This window comes from Actinomycetes bacterium, assembly GCA_036510875.1.
In the GTDB taxonomy this organism is placed as follows: Bacteria; Actinomycetota; Actinomycetes; order Prado026; family Prado026; genus DATCDE01.
On record DATCDE010000090.1, the window covers coordinates 20,079 to 40,444 of the forward strand.

At 74.0% G+C, this 20,366-nt stretch carries 20 protein-coding genes; 10 read left to right on the forward strand and 10 right to left on the reverse strand.

Annotation, left to right across the window (positions count from 1 at the left end; all coding sequences use genetic code 11):
- Positions 1-77 precede the first annotated feature (77 nt).
- Both VIM19_05180 and VIM19_05185 read left to right on the forward strand, forming a co-directional pair.
- Positions 78-893, forward strand: a complete 816-nt coding sequence (locus VIM19_05180) for an enoyl-CoA hydratase/isomerase family protein (protein HEY5184296.1) — start codon at positions 78-80, stop codon at positions 891-893.
- An 81-nt stretch (positions 894-974) separates the two neighbouring features.
- Positions 975-2,864 carry an ABC transporter ATP-binding protein gene (locus VIM19_05185; protein HEY5184297.1) on the forward strand — a complete coding sequence of 630 codons (1,890 nt, stop codon included), beginning with the start codon at positions 975-977 and terminating at the stop codon, positions 2,862-2,864.
- 3 nt (positions 2,865-2,867) lie between these two features.
- On the opposite strand, the gene VIM19_05190 is transcribed toward VIM19_05185, so the two are convergent.
- Positions 2,868-3,638 carry an SDR family oxidoreductase gene (locus VIM19_05190; protein ID HEY5184298.1) on the reverse strand — a complete coding sequence of 257 codons (771 nt, stop codon included), beginning with the start codon at positions 3,636-3,638 and terminating at the stop codon, positions 2,868-2,870.
- Positions 3,639-3,692: 54 nt separating this feature from the next.
- Here VIM19_05190 and VIM19_05195 point away from each other — a divergent pair, with 54 nt between their 5' ends.
- The gene (locus VIM19_05195) at positions 3,693-4,457 is read left to right on the forward strand and encodes a Sir2 family NAD-dependent protein deacetylase (protein ID HEY5184299.1); all 765 of its coding nucleotides are present in this window, start codon (positions 3,693-3,695) and stop codon (positions 4,455-4,457) included.
- Positions 4,458-4,463: 6 nt separating this feature from the next.
- On the opposite strand, the gene VIM19_05200 is transcribed toward VIM19_05195, so the two are convergent.
- Both VIM19_05200 and VIM19_05205 read right to left on the reverse strand, forming a co-directional pair.
- Positions 4,464-6,263, reverse strand: a complete 1,800-nt coding sequence (locus VIM19_05200) for a glycoside hydrolase family 15 protein (protein ID HEY5184300.1) — start codon at positions 6,261-6,263, stop codon at positions 4,464-4,466.
- A gap of 3 nt (positions 6,264-6,266) precedes the next feature.
- A complete protein-coding gene (locus VIM19_05205) occupies positions 6,267-7,049 on the reverse strand; it encodes an SURF1 family protein (protein HEY5184301.1) in 783 nt (260 codons plus the stop codon).
- Positions 7,050-7,121: 72 nt separating this feature from the next.
- Between VIM19_05205 and moaA the strand changes: the two genes are divergently transcribed.
- Positions 7,122-8,108, forward strand: a complete 987-nt coding sequence (moaA, locus tag VIM19_05210) for a GTP 3',8-cyclase MoaA (protein ID HEY5184302.1) — start codon at positions 7,122-7,124, stop codon at positions 8,106-8,108.
- 24 nt (positions 8,109-8,132) lie between these two features.
- Here moaA and VIM19_05215 read toward each other — a convergent pair whose 3' ends face one another.
- Positions 8,133-8,435: a DUF3099 domain-containing protein gene (locus tag VIM19_05215; protein HEY5184303.1), complete on the reverse strand. Its 303-nt coding sequence runs from the start codon at positions 8,433-8,435 to the stop codon at positions 8,133-8,135.
- A 135-nt stretch (positions 8,436-8,570) separates the two neighbouring features.
- Between VIM19_05215 and VIM19_05220 the strand changes: the two genes are divergently transcribed.
- Positions 8,571-8,783 carry a dodecin gene (locus tag VIM19_05220; GenBank protein HEY5184304.1) on the forward strand — a complete coding sequence of 71 codons (213 nt, stop codon included), beginning with the start codon at positions 8,571-8,573 and terminating at the stop codon, positions 8,781-8,783.
- 25 nt (positions 8,784-8,808) lie between these two features.
- Here the strand turns inward: VIM19_05220 and VIM19_05225 are convergent, their stop codons facing one another.
- Genes VIM19_05225 through VIM19_05235 form a run of 3 tightly spaced genes read right to left on the reverse strand, consistent with a single transcriptional unit; the run spans position 8,809 to position 12,670 of the window.
- Positions 8,809-10,206, reverse strand: a complete 1,398-nt coding sequence (locus tag VIM19_05225; GenBank protein HEY5184305.1) for a metallopeptidase TldD-related protein — start codon at positions 10,204-10,206, stop codon at positions 8,809-8,811.
- Positions 10,203-11,711, reverse strand: coding sequence for a TldD/PmbA family protein (locus tag VIM19_05230; protein HEY5184306.1), 1,509 nt, complete (start codon positions 11,709-11,711; stop codon positions 10,203-10,205). Before VIM19_05230 ends, VIM19_05225 begins: the two co-directional genes overlap by 4 nt.
- Positions 11,708-12,670, reverse strand: a complete 963-nt coding sequence (locus VIM19_05235) for an NADPH:quinone oxidoreductase family protein (protein ID HEY5184307.1) — start codon at positions 12,668-12,670, stop codon at positions 11,708-11,710. The genes VIM19_05230 and VIM19_05235 overlap by 4 nt, the downstream gene beginning before the upstream one ends.
- Before the next feature lie 87 nt (positions 12,671-12,757).
- On the opposite strand from VIM19_05235, the gene fabG reads away from it, so the two are divergent.
- Both fabG and fabI read left to right on the forward strand, forming a co-directional pair.
- Positions 12,758-13,462, forward strand: a complete 705-nt coding sequence (gene fabG, locus VIM19_05240) for a 3-oxoacyl-ACP reductase FabG (protein HEY5184308.1) — start codon at positions 12,758-12,760, stop codon at positions 13,460-13,462.
- Between the two features lie 3 nt (positions 13,463-13,465).
- Entirely contained in the window at positions 13,466-14,233 is a 768-nt protein-coding gene (fabI, locus tag VIM19_05245) for an enoyl-ACP reductase FabI (protein HEY5184309.1), read from the forward strand.
- Between the two features lie 24 nt (positions 14,234-14,257).
- Here the strand turns inward: fabI and VIM19_05250 are convergent, their stop codons facing one another.
- The gene (locus VIM19_05250; GenBank protein HEY5184310.1) at positions 14,258-15,700 is read right to left on the reverse strand and encodes a nitronate monooxygenase; all 1,443 of its coding nucleotides are present in this window, start codon (positions 15,698-15,700) and stop codon (positions 14,258-14,260) included.
- A gap of 80 nt (positions 15,701-15,780) precedes the next feature.
- Here VIM19_05250 and VIM19_05255 point away from each other — a divergent pair, with 80 nt between their 5' ends.
- Entirely contained in the window at positions 15,781-16,842 is a 1,062-nt protein-coding gene (locus tag VIM19_05255; GenBank protein ID HEY5184311.1) for a potassium channel protein, read from the forward strand.
- Positions 16,839-17,342: a histidine phosphatase family protein gene (locus VIM19_05260; GenBank protein ID HEY5184312.1), complete on the forward strand. Its 504-nt coding sequence runs from the start codon at positions 16,839-16,841 to the stop codon at positions 17,340-17,342. Before VIM19_05255 ends, VIM19_05260 begins: the two co-directional genes overlap by 4 nt.
- 39 nt (positions 17,343-17,381) lie before the next feature.
- On the opposite strand, the gene serB is transcribed toward VIM19_05260, so the two are convergent.
- Together serB and VIM19_05270 are read right to left on the reverse strand one after the other, a co-directional pair.
- On the reverse strand, positions 17,382-18,620 hold the full coding sequence (serB, locus tag VIM19_05265; protein ID HEY5184313.1) for a phosphoserine phosphatase SerB: 1,239 nt from the start codon (positions 18,618-18,620) through the stop codon (positions 17,382-17,384).
- Positions 18,621-18,648: 28 nt separating this feature from the next.
- Positions 18,649-19,455 (reverse strand): hypothetical protein, encoded by an 807-nt coding sequence (locus VIM19_05270; protein HEY5184314.1) that lies wholly within the window; start codon positions 19,453-19,455, stop codon positions 18,649-18,651.
- Positions 19,456-19,539: 84 nt separating this feature from the next.
- Between VIM19_05270 and VIM19_05275 the strand changes: the two genes are divergently transcribed.
- Positions 19,540-20,325 (forward strand): ABC transporter ATP-binding protein, encoded by a 786-nt coding sequence (locus tag VIM19_05275; GenBank protein ID HEY5184315.1) that lies wholly within the window; start codon positions 19,540-19,542, stop codon positions 20,323-20,325.
- The last annotated feature ends 41 nt before the right edge of the window (positions 20,326-20,366 follow it).

Sequence of the window (20,366 nt, forward strand, 5' to 3'; positions counted from 1 at the left end):
GCCCGCGCAAGCGAACCGACCGGGGCGGGTTAGGGTCGGTCTCGACGGCGTCAGGACCGTCGGGAGCGGGGTGGATCATGGACGTGGAAGCCGGCCGGCTGCCGTCCCCGGAGCGGCTCGCCGAGGCGTGCCTTCGGGTCGAGACCAGCGACGGCGTGGCGACCCTCACGCTGGACCGACCCGACAAGCGCAACGCGCAGACGCCGCTGTTGTGGCGCACCCTCGCGGAGGTCGGCACGGCCCTGGTCGGACAGGTCAGGGTGGTGGTGGTGCGGGCTGAGGGCCAGACGTTCTCGGCCGGCCTCGACCTGCGGATGATCACCCCCGAGGGCATCCCGGGGGAGCTGGCCTTCCACGAGATGGCCGGGCTGCCGCCGGCCGACCTCGATGCGTTGATCGAGACCTACCAGCAGGGGTTCTCCTGGCTGCGCGACCCGTCGTTCGTCAGCATCGCAGCCGTCCAGGGGCACGCCGTCGGCGCCGGGTTCCAGCTGGCCCTCGCCTGTGACCTTCGGGTGGCCGCGGACGACGCGCTGTTCGCCATGCGGGAGCCCTCCCTCGGGCTGGTCCCGGACCTGACCGGGACCCATCCGCTGGTGGCCGCCATCGGCTACTCGCGGGCCCTCGAGATCTGTGCGACCGGGCGTTGGGTCAGCGCCGAGGAAGCCGCCCGGACCGGCCTGGTCAACCTCGCTGTGCCGCGTGAGGAGCTCGACGACGCGGTCAACGACCTGGCGCGGGCGCTGCTCAGCGCACCCCCGGGGGCCGTCTCGGCAACCAAGGCACTGCTCCAGCAGGCCGCGAGCAACGAGTACCCGGCCCAGCTGGCCGCCGAACGCGTCGCCCAGGGACACCGGCTGCGCGCGCTGAGAGCGGCGACTGGGATCGGCTGAGGGCGAACGCTGGAACAGCACGCCCGGGTGACGCGTTGCGTCGCTGGCTGAGGAACAGACGAGGAACGCGAGGCACACGCAATGTCGATAGGGCACGGCCCGTGGCAGGCCTACCGGTCGTTCACCCGGGACGGCGATGTCAAGCGTCGGCTGATCCCGGGGACGGCGCGCCGCATCGTCGCGTTCGCCCGGCCGTACCGGCTGGACATCGCGCTCTTCCTCGCCACCGTCGTGGTGTCATCGGTCGTCGTCGTGCTGACCCCTCTGCTGTTCAAGCGGATCATCGACAACCTCGGCAGTGCGAGCCCCAGCACGTCCGTCGTGATCAGCACGGCCATCGCCGTGGCGGCGCTCGCCGTCATCGACGCGGTGTCCGGCCTGATCGGCCGCTGGTTCTCCGCCCGGGTGGGCGAGGGGCTGATCTACGACCTGCGCACGCGGGTGTTCGAGCATGTGCAGCGGATGCCGGTCGCGTTCTTCACCCGCACCCAGACCGGCTCCCTGGTCAGCCGCCTTAACAGCGACGTCATCGGGGCGCAGCAGGCGTTCACCTCGACGCTGTCGTCGGTGGTGTCCAACGTGATCACGCTCGTCCTGGTGCTGGCCACCATGCTCTTCCTGTCCTGGCAGATCACTGTGGTGGCGCTGCTGCTGCTCCCCCTGTTCGTGCTCCCGGCCCGCTGGATCGGACGCCGACTGGCCGAGATCAGCCGCGAGTCGATGCAGCTGAACGCCGCCATGAGCCAGACCATGACCGAGCGGTTCAACGTCTCCGGGGCGCTGCTCGTCAAGATCTTCGGCCGACCGGCCGACGAGGTCCGCGGGTTCGGCGGAAAGGCGGCCCGGGTCCGGGACATCGGCGTCGTGCAGGCCATGTACGGCCGGGTGCTGTTCACCTCGCTCACCCTCGTCGCAGCGCTGGCCACCGCGATCGTCTACGGGTTCGGCGGCGTGATGGCCGTGCACGGCACGCTGGGGGTCGGCACGCTGGTGGCGCTGGCGGCCTACCTCACCCGGCTGTACGGGCCGCTCACCGCCTTGTCCAACGTCCAGGTCGACATCATGACCGCGCTGGTGTCCTTCGAGCGGGTCTTCGAGGTGCTGGACCTGCCGCCCATGGTCGACGACCGGCCCGGGGCCATCGACCTCCCCGAGGACGCGGACACCGTCGAGTTCGACGGCGCCACTTTCCGCTACCCCTCCGCCGACGAGGTCTCGTTGGCCTCGCTCGAGTCGGTCGCGGTGCTCGACGCCACGCCGTCCCAGCACGTGCTGGACGGCGTGACCTTCACCGTGCCGGCGGGGCGGATGGTGGCCCTGGTCGGACCCTCCGGGGCCGGCAAGACCACCATCACCGCGCTGGTGTCCCGCCTGTACGACGTCACGTCCGGCACCGTGCGGGTCGGCGGCCACGACGTCCGCGAGGTCACCCAGGGCTCCCTGCACCGCGCGATCGGCGTGGTCACCCAGGACGCCCACATGTTCCACGACACGATCCGGGCCAACTTGCTGTACGCGCAGCCGAACGCCACCGAGGACGAGCTGGTGCGGGCCTGCCGGGCGGCCCAGATCTGGGACCTGGTCACCGCGCTGCCGGACGGCCTGGACACGATGGTCGGGGACCGCGGGTACCGGCTGTCCGGCGGGGAGAAGCAGCGGCTGGCCATCGCCCGGCTGCTGCTGAAGGCGCCGCGGATCGTCGTCCTGGACGAGGCCACGGCGCACCTGGACAGCGAGTCGGAGGCGGCCGTCCAGCGCGCGCTGGCCACCGCGCTGAAGGGGCGCACCTCGATCGTCATCGCGCACCGGTTGTCCACGGTCAGGGACGCCGACGAGATCCTGGTGGTGGACGCCGGTCGGATCGTGGAGCGGGGCGACCACAGCACCCTGCTGGCCCAGGGGGGCCTGTACGCCGACCTGTACCGGACCCAGTTCGAGCGGCAGGCCGACGGCACGCTCGTGGAGTCCTGACGGCTACAGCGCCTTGAGCATCCCGCCGTCCACCGGAAGCATCACCCCGGTCAGATAGCCGGCTGCGGGGGAGAGCACGAACGCGGCGACCCGGCCGAACTCCTCCGGTAGCCCGTCCCGGCCGAGCGGGATGCTCCGGCGAGCGCTGGCCAGGTCGGCCGCCTTGCGACCGGCGTCCAGCTGCCGCAGCCGCTCGGTGCCGATCCGGCCGGGGACCAGGCCGTTCACCCGGATCCCGCGGGGACCCAGCTCGGTGGCCAGCTCCTTGGCGACCATGGCCAGGCCCGGCCGCAGCCCGTTCGACGCACCCAGGCCGAGGATCGGCTCCCGGACCGACGACGACAGCACGAACGCCAGCGACCCGCCGTCCGGGCCGAGTCCCTCGACGACGGCGCGGGCCACTCGCAGCGCACCGAGGAAGACGGTCGAGAAGGCCTCGGTCCACTGGCCGTCGCTGAGGGACAGGGCCGGGCCGGAGGCCGGGCCGCCGACGCTGACCAGCGCCCCGTCGAGGCGCTCGTAGCGCGCCATGGCGGCCGCGACCAGCCGCTCGCCGGCGTTCGGGTCGGCATTGTCCGCGGCGACGCCGAGAGCACAGTCCGGAGTCGGCCCGAGCGCGGCGATCTGCGCCGCGGCCGCGCTGATCGTGGCCGGGTCCCGCCCGGTGACCACGACCTTGGCCCCCTCGGCGACGAGCGCCTCCGCGGTGGCCCGGCCGAGCCCGCGGCTGGCCCCCGTGACGATGTAGACGCGCCCGTCCAGCCCCAGATCCATGCGTCACCCCGTTGATCGGCTGCGTGCGACCGTAGCAGCGGCTACCGTCGCAGGGTGGCCCTGGACCAGCTCGAACGGGCGGCCCGGCAGGTCGCCGCGTCCGGCACCGTGACCGTGCTGACCGGCGCCGGCATCTCCACCGACTCGGGCATCCCGGACTTCCGCGGGCCGAACGGGGTGTGGACCAAGAACCCGGCCGCCGAGCGGATGTTCACCCTGCAGACCTACCTGACCGACCCGGAGCTGCGCCGGCGGTCGTGGCGGGACCGGGCCGAGCACGCGGCCTGGACGGCGCAGCCGAACTCCGGGCACCGGGCGTTGGTCGAGCTGGAGCGGTCCGCTCGGATGGGCGCGCTCGTCACCCAGAACATCGACGGGCTGCACCAGGCGGCCGGCTCGGGCCGGGTGATCGAGGTGCACGGCACGCTGCACGCCGCCCAGTGCCTGAGCTGTGGTGCGCGCTCGCCCATGCAGGTCGTCCTGGCGCGAGTCACCGCCGGGGAGCCCGACCCGCCCTGCGAGCTGTGCGGCGGCCTGCTCAAGTCGGCGACGGTCTCGTTCGGGCAGGCTCTGGACCCGCAGGTCTGGCGGGCCGCGGTGAGCGCGGCCCGGGCCGGCGACCTGCTGCTCGTGGCCGGCAGCTCGCTGCAGGTGCAGCCGGTGGCCTCGCTGTGCGACGTCGCCGTCGGGTCGGGCGCCCGGCTGCTGATCATGAATGCCGAGGCCACGCCCTACGACGCGCTCGCCGACGTCGTGGTGCGCGAGCCGCTCGCCGAGGCGCCGCCCGCTGTGGTCGGCTCGGTGCTCGCCCGGGACTGACCGGCCTCAGCCCCGGTGCCGGCGGCGCGATCCCAGCTGCGGGCTGTGCCCGGCCAGGTTGAGCGCGGTGTTGACCAACCCGACGTGGCTGAACGCCTGCGGGGTGTTGCCCAGCTGGCGGCGGTGGACCGGGTCGTACTCCTCGGCGAGCAGGCCGACGTCGTTGGTCAGGCCCAACAGCCGCTCGAACAGGGCCCGCGCCTGCTCCGGTCGTCCGACCAGGGCCAGCGCGTCGGCCAGCCAGAAGCTGCAGACCAGGAACGCACCCTCGTCGCCCGAGACCCCGTCGGACGAGCCGCCGGTCGACCCGACGCGGTACCGGCGCACCAGGCCGTCGACGACCAGCTCGCGCTGCACCCGGTCGACGGTGCCCACGATCCGCGGGTCGCCGGCAGGGAGGAACCCAAGCTGGGGGAGGAGCAGCAGGGCCGCGTCGACGTCCGAGGAGCCGTAGGACTGGACGAAGCTGTCGAGCCGCTCGTCGAAGCCGTGCTCGAGGACGTCGGCATGAATCGTGTCGCGCACCGCCCGGAAGCGGTCAGCGTCCCCCGGCAGCCCGTGCTCGGTCACCGCCTGGGCGGCCCGGTCGAACGCCACCCAGGCCATCACCTTGGAGTACACGAAGTGCCGTGGCTCCCCGCGGACCTCCCAGATGCCCTGGTCGGGGTCCTGCCAGTGCCGTTCCAGGTGGCCGAGAAGGGCCCGCTGGACATCCCAGGCGCGGCCGTCGTCCGGCAGCCCGGCCTCCCGGGCCAGGTGGAAAGCGTCGAGCACCTCGCCGTAGACGTCGAGCTGAACCTGGTCGGCAGCTCCGTTGCCGATCCGCACCGGGCGGGCGCCCTCATACCCGGCCAGCCAGCCGAGCTCGACCTCGGGCAGCCGCCGTTCCCCGGCGACGCCGTACAGGACCCGCACGTCGGCGGGGTCGCCGGCGACCGCCCTGACCAGCCAGTCCCGCCAGGCCGCGGCCTCGTCGACGTAGCCGCAGCGCAGCAGCGCGCCGAGGGTCAGCGCGGCGTCCCGGAGCCAGCAGAACCGGTAGTCCCAGTTGCGGACCCCACCGGGGTCCTCCGGCAGAGACGTGGTCGCCGCCGCGACGATGCCGCCCGTGGGCCGGTAGGTCAGACCTTTGAGGGTCACCAGCGAACGGACGACGGCCGCGCGGTAGGGCAGGTCGGCGGGCAGCCGGCCGCTCCAGCCGGACCAGAACTCCTCGGTTCGCTGCAGCTCGTCGAGTGGGTCGGGGACCGCGGGCGCAGGATCGGTGGACGGTGCCCAGGCGAGGGTGAAGGCGACCCGCTCGCCGGCACACACCCGAAAGTCGCTGACCGTGGAGTGGTCCGCCCCGAGCAGCGGAGCAGCGGTGGTCAGCCACAGCGCATCCGGCCCGGCCACGGCGCGCAGGCCGCCCGGCTCCCTGGTCACCCAGGGGACCACCCGCCCGTACCCCAGGCGCACCCGCAGCGTGCCGCGCACGGCGACGTCGCCGTCGAGCCCTTCGACGATCCGGACCAGCCGCGGCTGCTGCTCCCGGGGCGGCATCAGGTCGGTGACCCGGATCCGGCCCTCGCCGCAGGTCCACTCGGTGTCCAGGACGAGCGAGTCGCCCCGGTAGCTGCGGCGGGCCACCGCGTCAGCCGCGGTCGGGGCGAGCCGCCAGCTGCCGTTCTCCTCGTCGCCGAGCAGCGCGGCGAAGGCCGCGTCGGAGTCGAATCGGGGCAGGCACAGCCAGTCGACCGAACCGTCGGCGCCGACCAGGGCGGCCGTGTGCAGGTCCCCGACCATGGCGTAGTCCTCGATCCGCACCGGTCACCCGGGCGTCGGGACGGTGTGCTCGTCGGCCGCGGCCGCCTCGGCCGCGGCGGCCCGGTCCTGGGCGGCCGCCTGAGCGTCGCGGCGCAGCAGCACGAACCAGCCCACGATGGCGACCACGCCGAAGGCGTACCACTGCATGGCGTAGGACAGGTGCGGCCCGTTGTCCAGGGTGGGGGCGGGCAGCGGGGTCGGCGCCGACGCCGGCTGCGGCTGCTCGGAGACCAGGTCCGCGTAGTCGCCGTACACCGGGTACGGCAGGTCCTTGGCGATGCTGGGGACGTTGACCCGCAGCACCTGGCCGGTCGGCAGCTGGGTCGGCTTGGCCGGCTCGCTGCCCTGGACCCGCACCACCCCCGTGACCTGGCCGGGCTGCGGGGCCGGGACGTCGGGGTTCTGGTCGGCCTGCATCGGGTAGGGCACCCAGCCCCGGACGACGAGCAGCGCGGTGCCCTGCGCGCTCGTCAGCGGGGTCAGCACCCAGAACCCGTTGCTGCCGTCCTGCGGCCGGTTGCGGACGAGCAGCTGGTGGTCGGCGTCCCACGTTCCGGTGACCGTGAGCTGGCGCCAGTGCGCCGACGAGGTCTGCCGGCCCACCGCGAGCAGCTGCTCGGGAGGGATCGGAGCCAGCTTCTCGGCCGCCGTGATGCTCGCGTTGGCCGCCTCGCGGCCGTGCAGCCGGTCCAGCTGCCAGTGCGCGAGCCGGTAGCACAGCAGCACCAGCGCGACGACGAGGAAGGTCAGGCCGACCCATCGTCGCTGGCGCAGCAGGGAGAGCACCCTGCGACGGTACCTCGGGCGACGTAGGGTGACCTGACCAGCGCGGGGTCGTGGGTTCGCGGAGGAGGTCCAGTGCTCGTCGACACGTACGGTCGGGTGGCCACGGACCTCCGGGTCTCGCTCACCGACCGCTGCAACCTGCGCTGCAGCTACTGCATGCCCCCCGAGGGCCTCGACTGGCTGCCCACCCCCGAGGTCCTCACCGACGACGAGATCGTCCGGGTGATCCGGGTGGCTGTGGGGCTCGGGGTGACCGAGGTCCGCTTCACCGGGGGTGAACCGCTGCTGCGGCGGGGGCTGGTGGACATCGTGACCCAGGTGGCAGCGCTCGCACCGCGGCCGCGGATGTCGCTGACCACCAACGGGATCGGCCTGGCCAGGGTGGCGGCCGCCCTCGAGGCGGCCGGGCTGGACCGGGTCAACGTGTCCCTGGACACGCTGGACCGGGAGAAGTTCGTCCGGCTGGCGCACCGGGACCGGCTGGCCGACGTCCTGGACGGGCTGGCGGCCGCCGACGCTGCGGGGCTGCGTCCGGTCAAGGTCAACGCCGTCCTCATGCGCGGGGTCAACGACGACGAGGCGGTCGAGCTGCTGCGGTGGTGCCTGGACCGCGGCTACGAGCTGCGGTTCATCGAGCAGATGCCGCTGGACGCCCAGCACGGCTGGGACCGCGCCCAGATGGCCACGGCCGACGAGATCCTGGCCCACCTGTCGGAGGCGTTCTCGCTCACGCCCGAAGGGGAGCAGCTCCGCGGCAGCGCGCCGGCCGAGACCTGGCTGGTGGACGGCGGCCCGGGCCGGGTGGGCGTGATCGGCTCGGTGACCCGGCCGTTCTGCGGCTCCTGTGACCGGGTCCGGCTGACCGCGGACGGCCAGGTGCGCAACTGCCTGTTCGCCCGAAGCGAGTCCGACCTGCGCGCGGTGCTGCGCTCCGGCGGCGACGACGAGGCGGTGGCCGAGGTGCTCCGCGCCTCGCTGTGGGCCAAGCACGCCGGGCACGGGATCAACGACCCGGCCTTCCTGCAGCCGAGCCGGCCGATGTCGGCCATCGGCGGCTAGTTACCCCTCCCGGCTCAGTTCGGCTCAGGCCGGCGGGGCGGTCGGCCCGATCTGCTTGCGCTCGGCCTGCAGCACGGTGGTCTTCAGGTCCTCGTCGCGGCCCGGCTCGCGGCCGCCGTTCGCGAACACCACGGACAGGTAGGGCAGCAGCACCGCGCCGGCGATGAGCAGCCAGCGCAGCGGCCCGCTTGCCAGCACGGCGCCGACGAAGCAGCCGGTGCGCACGAGCATCGAGAACAGGTAGCGCCGGGCCCGGTCGTCGACGTCCTCGGACAGCGCGGTGCGGGCCGCGGTGATGCGGTACACGCGGCCGGTCCGCCGTGCCATGGCCACCTCCGTCCACCGCAGGCCCTCGGCTGCTCGTGCCCACGCTACGTGCCTTGGCCGGCAAGGGCATGTCCGGACCGGGCGCGAGGGTGGATCATGGGCAGACCATCCGATGGACATGACCAGGGAGCACCCATGAGCAACCGCACCTACCGGCTCACCGAGATCGTGGGCACCTCGTCGACGAGCATCGAGGACGCGATCAGCAACGGGGTGGGCCGGGCCGCACAGACGCTGCGGCACCTGGACTGGTTCGAGGTCACCGAGGTGCGCGGCCAGATCGTCGACGGCAAGGTCGAGTACTACCAGGTCGGCATGAAGCTCGGCTTCCGCCTCGAGGACGCCTGACCCCCTTCCTGCGGAAGGGGCGGGGTCAGGTGGCCTGGGAGACGGTGGACATGTTGAAGCCGTCGATGCGCAGGGCTGGCATCGCGGCCCGGTTGAAGTAGTCGGCCCACTCCCGCGGCAGGGTCCGCCGGGTGCCGGACGCCGCCTGGATCCGGCCCAGCAGGTCCACCGGGCTCTCGTTGAACCGGAAGTTGTTCACCGCGCCGGCCACCTCGCCGTCCGCCACGAGGTACACGCCGTCGCGGGTCAGCCCGGTGAGCAGCAGCGTCTGCGGGTCGACCTCCCGGATGTACCACAGGCAGGTCAGCAGCAGGGCCCGCCCGCTCGTCGACGCGACCAGCTCGTCCGTCCCGCCGGTGCCGCCGGGCACCGAGAGCAGCAGGTTGTCGATGGCCGGGGTGACCGGCAGCCCGGTCAGCTCGGCCGAGTACCGGGTCTGCAGCAGCGCCGCCAGGGTGCCCTCACGGATCCAGGGAGTGCGGCCCAGCGGCACGCCGTTGTCGAACACCGACGACGTCGCACCGGACGCCTCGGCCACGACGAACGGGCCCGCCTCCAGCCCCGGGGCGGCCGGGTCGCTGTACAGCTCGACCGGCAGCGGGCTGAGCCGGTCGCCCACCCGGGTGCCACCGCCGGGGCGGCTGAACACGGTGCGGCCGTCGTGCGCCTCGCGCGCGGAGGCTGACCAGTACAGGTAGACCATCAGGTCGGCCACCGCTCCCGGCGGCAGGACCGTGTCGTACCGGCCGGCCGGCAGCTCCACCGACCGCTGTGCCCAGCCCAGCCGGGTCGCGACCTGCGCCTCGAGGTCCGCGACGTCGACGTCGGTGAAGTCGCGCGTCGAGGCCCCCGCCCAGGTGGACAGCCGCCGCGAGTCGGCCTTCGCGGTCAGCTCCACCCGCCCGGTCGGCTGGTCGTGCCGCAGCCGGAGCCCGGACGACGACCCGACGAAGGTGCTCACCAGCTGGTGCTCGGCGAACCCGAACAGCTCGCGCCCCGCGGCGCGGGACCGGTCGAAGGCCTCGCCCAACGCGGGGGCGAAGGCCCCCAGCACGCCGGGGGACGTCGCGGCCGGATCGTCGTCCCAGTCCGCTGCGGCCGGGACGCCGGACCGCAGCGGGCGGGCGTCCTCGGCCGGCCCGGCCGCCCTGGCGGCGTCCTCGGCCGCGCGCACCAGCGACTCCAGCTCCGCCGCGTCGACGTTGCTGCGGGACACGACAGCGGACGCCGTCCCTTCGGCTCCGTCCACGGTGGCGACCACGGTGAGCGCACGCCCGCGCATGGCGCCGTTGGTGGTCAGCGTGTTGCCGGCCCAGCGCACGTTCACCTCACTGGACTCCCGCGCGATGACCACGCAGCCGTCGGCCTGCGACAGCGACAGCGCCCGCTCCACCAGCTCCTGCGGCCTGATCGACCCGGTCACCGACCCGCCTCCTGAACGGTGTTGAGGATCCGTACCCCTTGGAACAGCGCGCTCGGCGCGCCGTGGCTCACCGACGCGACCTGCCCCGGCTGCGCCTTGCCGCAGTTGAACGCCCCGCCCAGCACGTAGGTCTGCGGCCCGCCGACGGCGGCCATCGAGCCCCAGAAGTCCGTGGTCGTGGCCTGGTAGGCGGCGTCCTTCACCTGCCCGGCCAGTCGGCCGTTCCGGATCAGGAAGAACCGCTGTCCGGTGAACTGGAAGTTGTACCGCTGCATGTCGATCGACCAGCTCTTGTCCCCGACGATGTACAGCCCGCGCTCCACGCCGGCGATGAGCTCGGCCGTGCTCGGCCCGTTCGACGCCGGTTGCAGTGACACGTTGGCCATCCGCTGCACGGGTACGTGGCCGGGGGAGTCGGCGTACGCGCAGCCGTTCGAGCGGCCCAGGCCCTTGAGCCGGGCCATGTTCCGGTCCAGCTGGTAGCCCACCAGCCGGCCGTCGCGCACGATGTCCCACGCCTGGGTGGCCACGCCCTCGTCGTCGAAGCCGATCGTGGCCAGGCCGTGCTCGACCGTGCGGTCGCCGGTCACGTGCATGTGCTCGGAGCCGTACTTCAGGGTGCCCAGCTGGTCGAACGTCGCGAACGACGTGCCCGCGTAGTTGGCCTCGTAGCCCAGCGCCCGGTCCAGTTCGGTGGCGTGGCCGATGGACTCGTGGATGGTCAGCCACAGGTTCGACGGGTCGACGACCAGGTCGTACGTGCCCGCCTCGACCGATGGCGCGCGCAGCCGCTCGGCTAGCAGCTCGGGGACCTCGGCCAGCTCGGCGTGCCAGTCCCAGCCGGTGCCGAGCAGGTACTCCCAGCCGCGGCCCACCGGTGGCGCGACCGTGCGCATGGTCTCGAACGCCCCGGACGTCGCGTCGACGGCCACCGCCGTGAACTCCGGCTCGAGGCGGACCCGCTGCTGCGTGGTCGTGGTGCCCGCCGTGTCGGCGTAGAACTTGTTCTCTCGTACCGCATAGACGCTGGCGTCCACGTGGTCCACTCCGGCGGCCGCGAGCAGCCGGCGGCTCCAGTCGGCCAGCACCTCGACCTTGTCGGCGTCCGGCACGGTGATCGGGTCGAGCTCGTACGAGGACACCCACGTCGAGTCGGCGTGCACCGGCTCGGGGGCCAGCTCGACCCGCTCGGTGGACAGCGGCCGGCTCAGCTGGGCCATCTCGACGGCCTGCTCGGCCACCCGCACCGCCTCGGCGGCGGTCAGGTGCACGCCGGAGGCGAACCCCCACGAACCGTCGTGGACGACGCGGACGGCGAAGCCGACCTCCTCGCTGTCGTTGGCGCCCTCGAGCCTGGCGTCGCGCAGCCGGACCACCTGGCTGCGGATGCGCTCCACCCGGACGTCGGCGTGCTCGACGCCGAGGTCGCGGCAGCGCTGCAGCGCTGCGTCGCAGATCGCCCCCAGCGGGAGGGCACGGAAGCTCTCGTCGATCGGATGGGTCACGCCTGGGTCCCCTCTCGCACGTCCAGCACCAGCTTGCCGACCGTCCGGCGGGCCAGCAGGTCCTCATGGGCCCGCCGGGCCTGCTCCAGCGGGTACCGCCCGCCTTCGACCACCCGCAGGTCCCCACGTCCGACCATCCCGAACAGGTCCGTGAGGGCGGCGTCCATCATGGCCCGGCGCGGGAAGCAGTGGGCCAGCCAGAAGCCGATGACCGCCCGCGAGCTGCGCATCAGCTCGCCGCTGGTGACCGGGCTGGGTGCCTGCCGGGAGGCCATCCCGAAGGTGGCCAGCCGGCCGAACGGCGCCAGCGCCCGCAGGCTCTCGTCGAAGACCGGGCCGCCGGTCATCTCCAGCACGATGTCGACAGGGTGGCCGCCGTTGGCCTCCCGCAGCCGGTCGCGCAGGCCCTCGGGGGTGCCGTCGACGGCGACGTCCGCGCCGAGCTCCAGGGCCAGCGCCCGCTTCTCCGGCGTGGACGCCGTGGCGATCACCCGTCCCGCGCCCCAGCGCTTGGCCAGCTGGACGGCGATGGTGCCGACCCCGCCGGCGGCCGCGTGCACCACGACGGTCTCGCCCTCGGCCAGGTGGGTGCTGGTGCGCAGCAGGTGCCAGGCGGTCGCGCCCTGGATCAGCATGGCCAGCGCGGCGGTGGAGCCGACGTCGTCCGGCAGCGCGAAGACGGTGCCCGGGTGAGCCAGGGTCCGCTCGGCGTAGCCGCCGGTCGCGGCGACCGCCAGCACCCGGCGACCGTCCAGCCGGCCGACCACCTCGGCCCCGGGGACCATGGGCAGCGTCTGCCGGGACAGGTAGGTGTCCTCGGTCTGGTGGGTGTCGGCGTAGTTGACGCCGGCCTGGTCGACCTCGACGACGACCAGGCCGTCGTGGGGCACCGGGTCGGGCCGGTCGACGACCTGCAGTCGCTCGGGTCCGCCGAACTGGGTGATCTCGATAGCGCGCACGCAGCGACCCTACGGGGCGCGGCGGTTCGGTGTACCGACCAGTAGCCGCTAGCGTCCGTCGGGATCACGGACCTTCGGAGGTGGCAGGTGGCTCGTTCGGTGCTGGTGACCGGTGGCAACCGGGGCATCGGGCTGGCGGTGGCCCAGGCGTTCCTCGCCCAGGGCGACCAGGTCGCCGTGACCTCGCGCACCGGCGACGGGCCCGAGGGCGCGCTGGCCTTGGCCTGCGACGTCACCGACCAGGCCCAGGTGGAGGCCGCGTTCGAGGCCATCGAGGCCGCGTACGGCCCGGTGGAGGTGCTGGTCGCCAACGCCGGGATCACCCGGGACACGCTGCTGCTGCGGATGTCCGACGAGGACTTCACCGCGACGCTGGACACGAACCTCACTGGGGCGTTCCGGATGGCCCGGCGCGCGTCGCGCGGCATGCTGCGCGCGCGATGGGGCCGGCTGGTGTTCGTCTCCAGCGTGGTCGGGCTGCTGGGGTCGGCCGGGCAGGCGAACTACGCGGCGTCCAAGGCGGGGCTGGTCGGGCTGGCCCGGTCGCTGGCCCGTGAGCTGGGCTCGCGCCACATCACCTCGAACGTGGTGGCACCGGGTTTCGTGGACACGGACATGACCCGAGCGCTGGGGGAGGGGCGCCGGGCCGAGATCGTGGGCCAGGTACCGCTGGGGCGCTACGCGACCCCCGAGGAGGTGGCCGCGGTGGTGCGGTTCCTGGCCAGCGACGAGGCGGCGTACATCACGGGGGCCGTGATCCCCGTGGACGGTGGACTGGGGATGGGGCACTGAGGCATGGGCATTCTTGACGGCAAGCGGCTGCTGGTCACCGGCGTGCTGACCGACGCGTCCATCGCGTTCCACGTGGCGCGGCTGGCCCAGCAGGAGGGGGCCACCGTCGTGCTGACCTCGTTCGGTCGGGCCATGAGCCTGACCGCGCGGATCGCCGGGCGGCTGCCGGCGGCCGCTCCGGTGCTGCCGCTGGACGTCACGTCGGAGGAGGACCTCGCGGCGCTGGCCGACCGGGTGCGCGAGCACGTCGACGGCCTGGACGGCGTGCTGCACTCGATCGGGTTCGCCCCGGAGGCGGCGCTCGGCGGGAACTTCCTGAACACGGCCTGGCCGGACGTGGCGACCGCCGTCCAGGTGTCGGCGTACTCGCTGAAGTCGCTGGCCATGGCCGCGCTGCCGCTGATGCCGCAGGGCGGCTCGGTCGTGGGGCTGGACTTCGACGCGGCCGTGGCGTGGCCCAAGTACGACTGGATGGGCGTGGCCAAGGCCGCGCTGGAGTCGACGTCGCGGTACCTGGCCCGCGACCTGGGCCCGCGCGGGGTGCGGGTCAACCTGGTCGCGGCCGGGCCGCTCAAGACGATCGCGGCGAAGTCGATCCCCGGGTTCGAGGAGTTCCAGGCGGTGTGGGACACCCGGGCGCCGGTCGGCTGGGACCTGTCCGACCCGGAGCCGGCTGCGCGGGCCTGCGTGGCGCTGCTGTCGGACTGGTTCCCCAAGACGACCGGGGAGATCGTGCACGTGGACGGCGGCGTCCACGCCATGGGCGCCTGACCCCATTCCGCAGGAAGGGACCCTTCATGCGGGGCGGGCAGGGGCGAGGAAGGCCAGCACGTCGGCGGCCGTCCAGCCGTCCGGGTGCCGGGCCAGCAGCGCCTTGACCACCGCGGCGTCGGCGCCCAGGGTGAGCAGCGGCGGCTCGACGGTGCCGTCCTTGCGGTGCTGACCCAGGCCGATCGTCGCCGTCAGCGCGTTGCACAGGCAGGTCCGGCCCTCGGTCTCCTCGACGGCGCCGCCCTTGCGCACGAACACGTCCACCGGCTCGGCCGGGCACCGGTAGCCGACGCTGCCGTCCGGCCGCTCGAACGCCGTCCGCAGGTAGCCGAGGTCGCAGGTGCGCTCCCGGTGCTCGTAGGTCACCGCGTCGGCCACGGTGCCGGCCAGGACCGCCACCTTGAACGGGAACCCGGTCGGGCTGGCCGCCGGGTCGGTGCGCACCTCGAGGGTCCCGGCCCGCGCGGCCTCGAGCAGCTGGGTGCGCAGCTGTGGCGCCATCCCGGACTCCGCGGACAGGGCGAATGCCGTCCCCACCTGGACGCCGGCCGCGCCCGCCGCCAACGCCTCGGCCAGCCGGTCCGGCGTGCCGTACCCACCGGCCAGCCAGAACGGCAGGCCCAGCGCGGCCACCTTGTCGAGGTCCACCTCGTCGCGGGGGCCGTACACCGGCTGCCCCGAGTCGTCGATGACCAACCGGCCCCGCGGCGGCGCGTTGTGCCCGCCCGCGACCGGCCCCTCGATGACGAAGCCGTCGGGCCGGGTCGCCTGGTCCCGGCACAGGTACGCGGCCAGCACGTGCGAGGAGACGATGGCCAGGAAGAACGGGCGCCGCAGCGCCGAGGGCAGCCGGCCCACCACCGCGGCCGGCTCCAGCCGGATCCGGTGCGCACCGGGCGCCGACCCCTCCACGTCGACCGGCAGCTCCACCGCCTCCAGGTGCGCCAGCCCGTCCAGCAGCCGGGGCAGATGCCCCGGGATGCCGGCGCCGACCAGCACCGCGTCGACGCCCGCGAGCATGGCGCCCAGCAGGGTCGCGGGTGTCCAGGCCTGGACCTTCTCCAGCAGGTTGAGCCCCACCGCCCCGTGGTGCCCGTCCTTGGCCAGCCACACCTCGACGAACGCTCCGAGCACAGTCAACCGGACGGCGTCCCGTCGCTGCCGCACGTCCAGCCGGGGGACCGGCCGGTACGGGGCATCGTCACGACGACCCGCCGGCCGCAGGTAGCGGCCCTCGACCTCCCTGGCCAGCTCATGGTCGGGGAACACGGCCAGCGCCCGGCGCACGTCGCCGTCCGGATCGCCGTCCTGCAGCCGCCGGGCCAGCATGGTGTCGGGCGCCACGCCGGACACCACCCCCAGGCCGCCGCCCCTCGCCACCGCGGAGGCCAGCCGCCAGCCCGAGACGCCGACACCCATGCCGCCTTGGATCACCGGGCGGGACAACAGCGGGGCATCGACCGACATGCGCTGAAACCTACGGCACCGTAGGTTCGGGTCGAAGGGACCATAGTCCCGGCCGGGGCTGATGGGCGGGGCGGCCCACGGTGACGCAACTGATCGGCGATGATGACCCCGTGGTGTCCCGACGACGAATGCCGCGGAACCGGCGGGCCAACGAGGCCTGGGCGCCGGTCGGCCGCGGCCTCGCACGGCTCGCTTTCGCCCTGCTCGTCGGCACGCTGGGGTCCCTGCTGCTCGGGCTCGGCGCACTGGACGCCGCCTACCAGGCGGTGACCACGCTCACCACCATCGGGTTCCGCGAGGTCGTCCCGTTCGGACCCGGGCTGAAGATCTTCACCATGATCTACGCGCTGCTGGGCGTGGGGGCCGTGCTCTACACCCTCACCGCACTGCTCGAAGCCCTCGGCGAGGGGCACGTGGCCGACCTGTGGGGGACCTGTCGCGTGGAACGCACTATCGCCCGGTTGCACGGGCACACCATCGTCTGCGGCTGGGGCGGGGTCGGCCGGGCCGCCTCGCACCAGCTGGCCCGGTCCGGGCACGCCGTCGTCGTCGTGGACGTGGACTCCGAGCGGGTGACGGACTGCCCCTACCCCTACGTCGTCGGGGACGCCTCCAGCGAGGAGGTGCTGCTCCGAGCCGGTGTCGAGCGGGCCGCGACACTGGTCGCCGCCCTGGAGAACGACGCCGCGTCGGTGTACCTGGTGCTGACCGCACGGGCGCTGCGACCGGACCTGTCCATCATCGCCCGGGCCCGCACGGACGACGCGACCGCCCAGTTGCAGCACGCCGGGGCGAACCGAGTGGTGAACCCGCAGCGCATCGGTGGTGACCGGATCGCGGCGTTCGCGCTGCAGCCGCACCTGACCGAGTTCCTGGACGTCGCGATGCGGGACAGCGGCGTGGAGTTCCGGCTCGAGGAGGTCGACGTCCGGGCCGGCTCGGCGCTGGCCGGCCGTAGTGTGCGCGAGACCCGGTTGCAGGAGGGCGGCGGCGCGCCGCTGCTGGCGCTGCGCCGGGCCGGGGCGCAGTTCGAGACCAACCCCTCACCGGAGGCCACCATCGACCCAGGGGACGTCGTCATCGTGGTCGGCACCGCCGACCAGGTCCAGCAGATCCGAGCCGCGGCGGGGATGGTGACATGAGACGACTCGTGGTGCTGCGGCACGCCAAGTCGGACTGGCCGGTGGGCGTGGTCGACCGGGACCGGCCGCTGGGCCGACGGGGGCAGCGGGACGCCCCGGCCGCGGGACGGTGGATCGCTGAGCACGTGGGCGTACTCGACGCGGTCTGGTGCTCGCCGGCCCGGCGGACCCGGCAGACCTGGGAGCTGCTAGCCGCGGAGCTGGGCGGTACGCCGCCGGTGGAGTTCGACGAGCGGATCTACGAGGCCAGCGTGAGCGACCTCGTCGAGGTGCTGCGCGAGACCGCGAAGGGCAGCGCGTCGGTGCTGCTGGTCGGGCACAACCCGGGCGTGCAGGAGCTCGTGCTGGCGCTGGCCGGTGGTCAACGCAGCGAGGTGCAGGTGCTGGCCGAGACGAAGTTCCCGACCACTGGGGTGGCCCTGCTGGACGTCAACGGTCCCTGGCGGGAGCTGGCCGCCGGGTCGGCCCGGCTCGCGGACTTCGCCGTCCCGCGCGGCTGACCTCGCCCTCCTCCACCAGTCCCCACCCCGGTCGAGGGGTCAGTCGGGAGGGGGGATGGCCGGGGCGGGGGTCGGGGTGCCGCCCTCGGCGTCGGCCTCCTCGATCTCCTCGCGGCTGATCCCGAGCAGGTAGAGCACCGTGTCCAGGTAGGGCACGCTCACCGACGTGTCGGCGGCCTGCCGCACGACCTCCTTGGCGTTGAACGCGACGCCGAGCCCCGCGCGGGAGAGCATGTCCAGGTCGTTCGCGCCGTCGCCGACCGCGATGGTCTGGCTGATCGGGACGCCGGCGGCAGCGGCGAACCGCTCCAGCGCGGCCGCCTTGCCGGGACGGTCCACGATCGGGCCGACCAGTCGGCCGGTGAGCTGGCCGTCGACGACCTCCAGCGTGTTCGCCGCCGCGAAGTCCAGCCCCAGGTCCGCGGCCAGCGCGTCGGTGATCTGGGTGAACCCGCCGCTGACGATGCCGACCCGAAAGCCCAGCCGGTGCAGGGTGCGCACCAGCGTCCTGGCCCCGGGCGCGAGCCGCACCTCGTGCCGCACCTCGTCGAGCACCGACTCCGGCAGCCCCTCCAGCAGCGCCACCCGGGCGAGCAGCGAGGCCCGGAAGTCCAGCTCGCCGCGCATCGCCGCGGCCGTGACCCCGGCCACCTCCTCGGCGTGCCCGGCGTGGGCGGCCAGCAGCTCGATGACCTCGTCCTGGATCAGCGTCGAGTCGACGTCCATCACCACGAGCCGCTTGGCCCGCCGGCTGAGCCCCGAGCGCTGCACGGCGACGTCCACCTGATGGGCCGCCGCGGTGACCGCGAGGGACGCCCGAAGCCCCGTCGGGTCGGCCCCTGACACCTCCAGCTCGATCCCGGTGACCGGGTAGTGAGCCAGCCGCACGATCCGGTCGATGTTGGCGCCGCTGTCGGCAATCGCCCCCGCCACCGCGGCGACGGCCTGCGGTCGCAGCGGCCGGCCGAGCAGCGTGACGTGGACCCGGCCGCGCCGCCGCGGGTCCTCCTCGGCCGCCCCGGTGCTCGTCTCGACGGCCAGGCCGAGCGAGGCACCCACCGTCCTGACCGCCTCGGCTGCCGCCGCCGGGTCCGGGCCGCCGAGCAGCACGCCGAGCACGAGGGTGCCGCGGATCACCACCTGCTCGACGTCCAGCACGGCCAGGTCGAACGCCGCCAGCGAGCTGAACAGCGTGCTCGTGACGCCCGGCCGGTCCGGGCCGGTGAGAGTGACCAGCAGGGTCTGCGGCTCTGCGGCGGCGGTGGGATCGGTGCTCATGACGGCCCCGACGGTACCGGCCGGCCGGTCAGCGCAGCCGCGCGCCCTGCGGTTCGAACACCGCGTTGTGCGCCGCCATCTGCGCGTACCGGGCGGCCCGGGCCAGCGGCAGCAGCGCCTCCCGGCGCAGGTCAGCCTCGGCCGCGGTGACAGTGGCACCCTCGAACGCCGACGCCACGGCCACGATCGCGGCCAGCCGGCGGGCCCGGACAAGCACCCCGAAGGCGCGGTCCGGGTAGCCCGGTGCCAGGCCGTCGCCGTCGTAACCGCCCTCACGCAGCGCCTCCAGCGCGTCCTCCGCGGCCGGTTCGCAGCGAGCGACGTCCAGCTGGACGAGCAGCTCGGTCGCCTCCCGTAGCGCCACCGCCAGGTCGCGGTCGGCCTCGGCCAGCGACGGCAGCGCGGCGGCCGAGCGGTCGGCGATGTCGGCACCGTCCGAGGAGGACGCCGGGAACGCGGTCCAGCGCACCGGCCCGTCACCCGACTGGGCCGGGACCAGCACCGGGCCCTCGTCGGCCGCGACCAGGACGACGGCCGCGCCACAGTCCAGCGCCGCCGCGAGGAGCGGGCCGGGACCGCGCAGGCCGAGCGGGTCACCGGGAGTCGGCAGCACCAGCCGAAGCCCTCGCAGGCCGCGGGCGGACAGCCGGGCCAGCGCGACGGTCAGGTTCTGGTCGTCGCCGCCGGGCAGGCCGTCGACCCGGTCGCCGGCCACGCCGGCCGCGACCTGCTCCGCGGCGGCGTCCGGGCTGACCCGGCCGGTGAGCACGGCGTTGCCCCAGGCGACCAGCCGCGCGCAGCGGGCCGCCAGCTCGGGGGTGTTCGGATCCGGCACGCCGTCCACTGTAAGCACCCGGCGCGGCCGGGCCCGGCACGGTGAGGTGCGAGCGGCCGCGTGCCGTAGGTTCGGAGCATGGCGGTGGCGGCGGCGCTCGACCTGCGGGCGGTCAGTGTGCGCAGGGGCGAGACGACCCTGCTGGACCGGGTGGACTGGGCGGTCGAGGAGGGCGAGCGCTGGGTGGTGCTCGGACCCAACGGGGCCGGGAAGACCACCGTGCTGCAGGTGGCCTCGACGCAGCTGCACCCCACGAGCGGGCGGGCCTGGGTGCTCGGCGAGCGGCTCGGCAAGGTCGACGTCTTCGAGCTGCGGCCACGGATCGGCCTGGCCAGCGCCGCGCTCGCCGACCGGCTGCCGCCCGACGAGTCCGTGATCGACGTGGTCCGCACGGCGGCCTACGCCGTGGTCGGCCGGTGGCACGAGCGCTACGACTCCAGCGACGACTCCAGGGCGCACGCGCTGCTCGTCGCGCTCGGCGCGGACCAGCTGGCCCGGCGCCGCTACGGGACGCTGTCCGAGGGGGAGCGCAAGCGGGTGCAGATCGCCCGGGCGCTGATGGTCGACCCCGAGCTGCTGCTGCTCGACGAGCCGGCGGCCGGGCTGGACCTGGCCGGACGCGAGGAGCTGGTGGCCCGGCTGGCCGGCCTGGCGGCCGACCCGTACGCACCCGCGCTGGTGCTGGTCACCCACCACGTCGAGGAGATCCCGCCGGGCTTCACCCACGCCCTGCTGCTGCGCGCCGGGCGGGTCGTCGCGGCCGGCCCGATCGAGGACGTGGTCGACGCGGAGGCGCTGTCCGCGACGTTCGGGCTGCCGCTGGACGTGCACCGGCACCGTGACCGTTTCGCGGCGCGGCTCGCCGACTGATCCACCCGACTGAACCACACCCGGACCGCGGAAAGGTCATA

Coding starts and splice junctions, on each gene's coding strand:
- VIM19_05215 (HEY5184303.1), bottom strand. CDS start 8,435: ATGGCACGGCGGACCGGCCGCGTGTACCGCATCACCGCGGCCCGCACC.
- VIM19_05190 (HEY5184298.1), bottom strand. CDS start 3,638: ATGGATCTGGGGCTGGACGGGCGCGTCTACATCGTCACGGGGGCCAGC.
- VIM19_05260 (HEY5184312.1), top strand. CDS start 16,839: ATGAGACGACTCGTGGTGCTGCGGCACGCCAAGTCGGACTGGCCGGTG.
- VIM19_05185 (HEY5184297.1), top strand. CDS start 975: ATGTCGATAGGGCACGGCCCGTGGCAGGCCTACCGGTCGTTCACCCGG.
- VIM19_05220 (HEY5184304.1), top strand. CDS start 8,571: ATGAGCAACCGCACCTACCGGCTCACCGAGATCGTGGGCACCTCGTCG.
- VIM19_05180 (HEY5184296.1), top strand. CDS start 78: ATGGACGTGGAAGCCGGCCGGCTGCCGTCCCCGGAGCGGCTCGCCGAG.
- fabI (HEY5184309.1), top strand. CDS start 13,466: ATGGGCATTCTTGACGGCAAGCGGCTGCTGGTCACCGGCGTGCTGACC.
- serB (HEY5184313.1), bottom strand. CDS start 18,620: ATGAGCACCGATCCCACCGCCGCCGCAGAGCCGCAGACCCTGCTGGTC.
- VIM19_05250 (HEY5184310.1), bottom strand. CDS start 15,700: ATGTCGGTCGATGCCCCGCTGTTGTCCCGCCCGGTGATCCAAGGCGGC.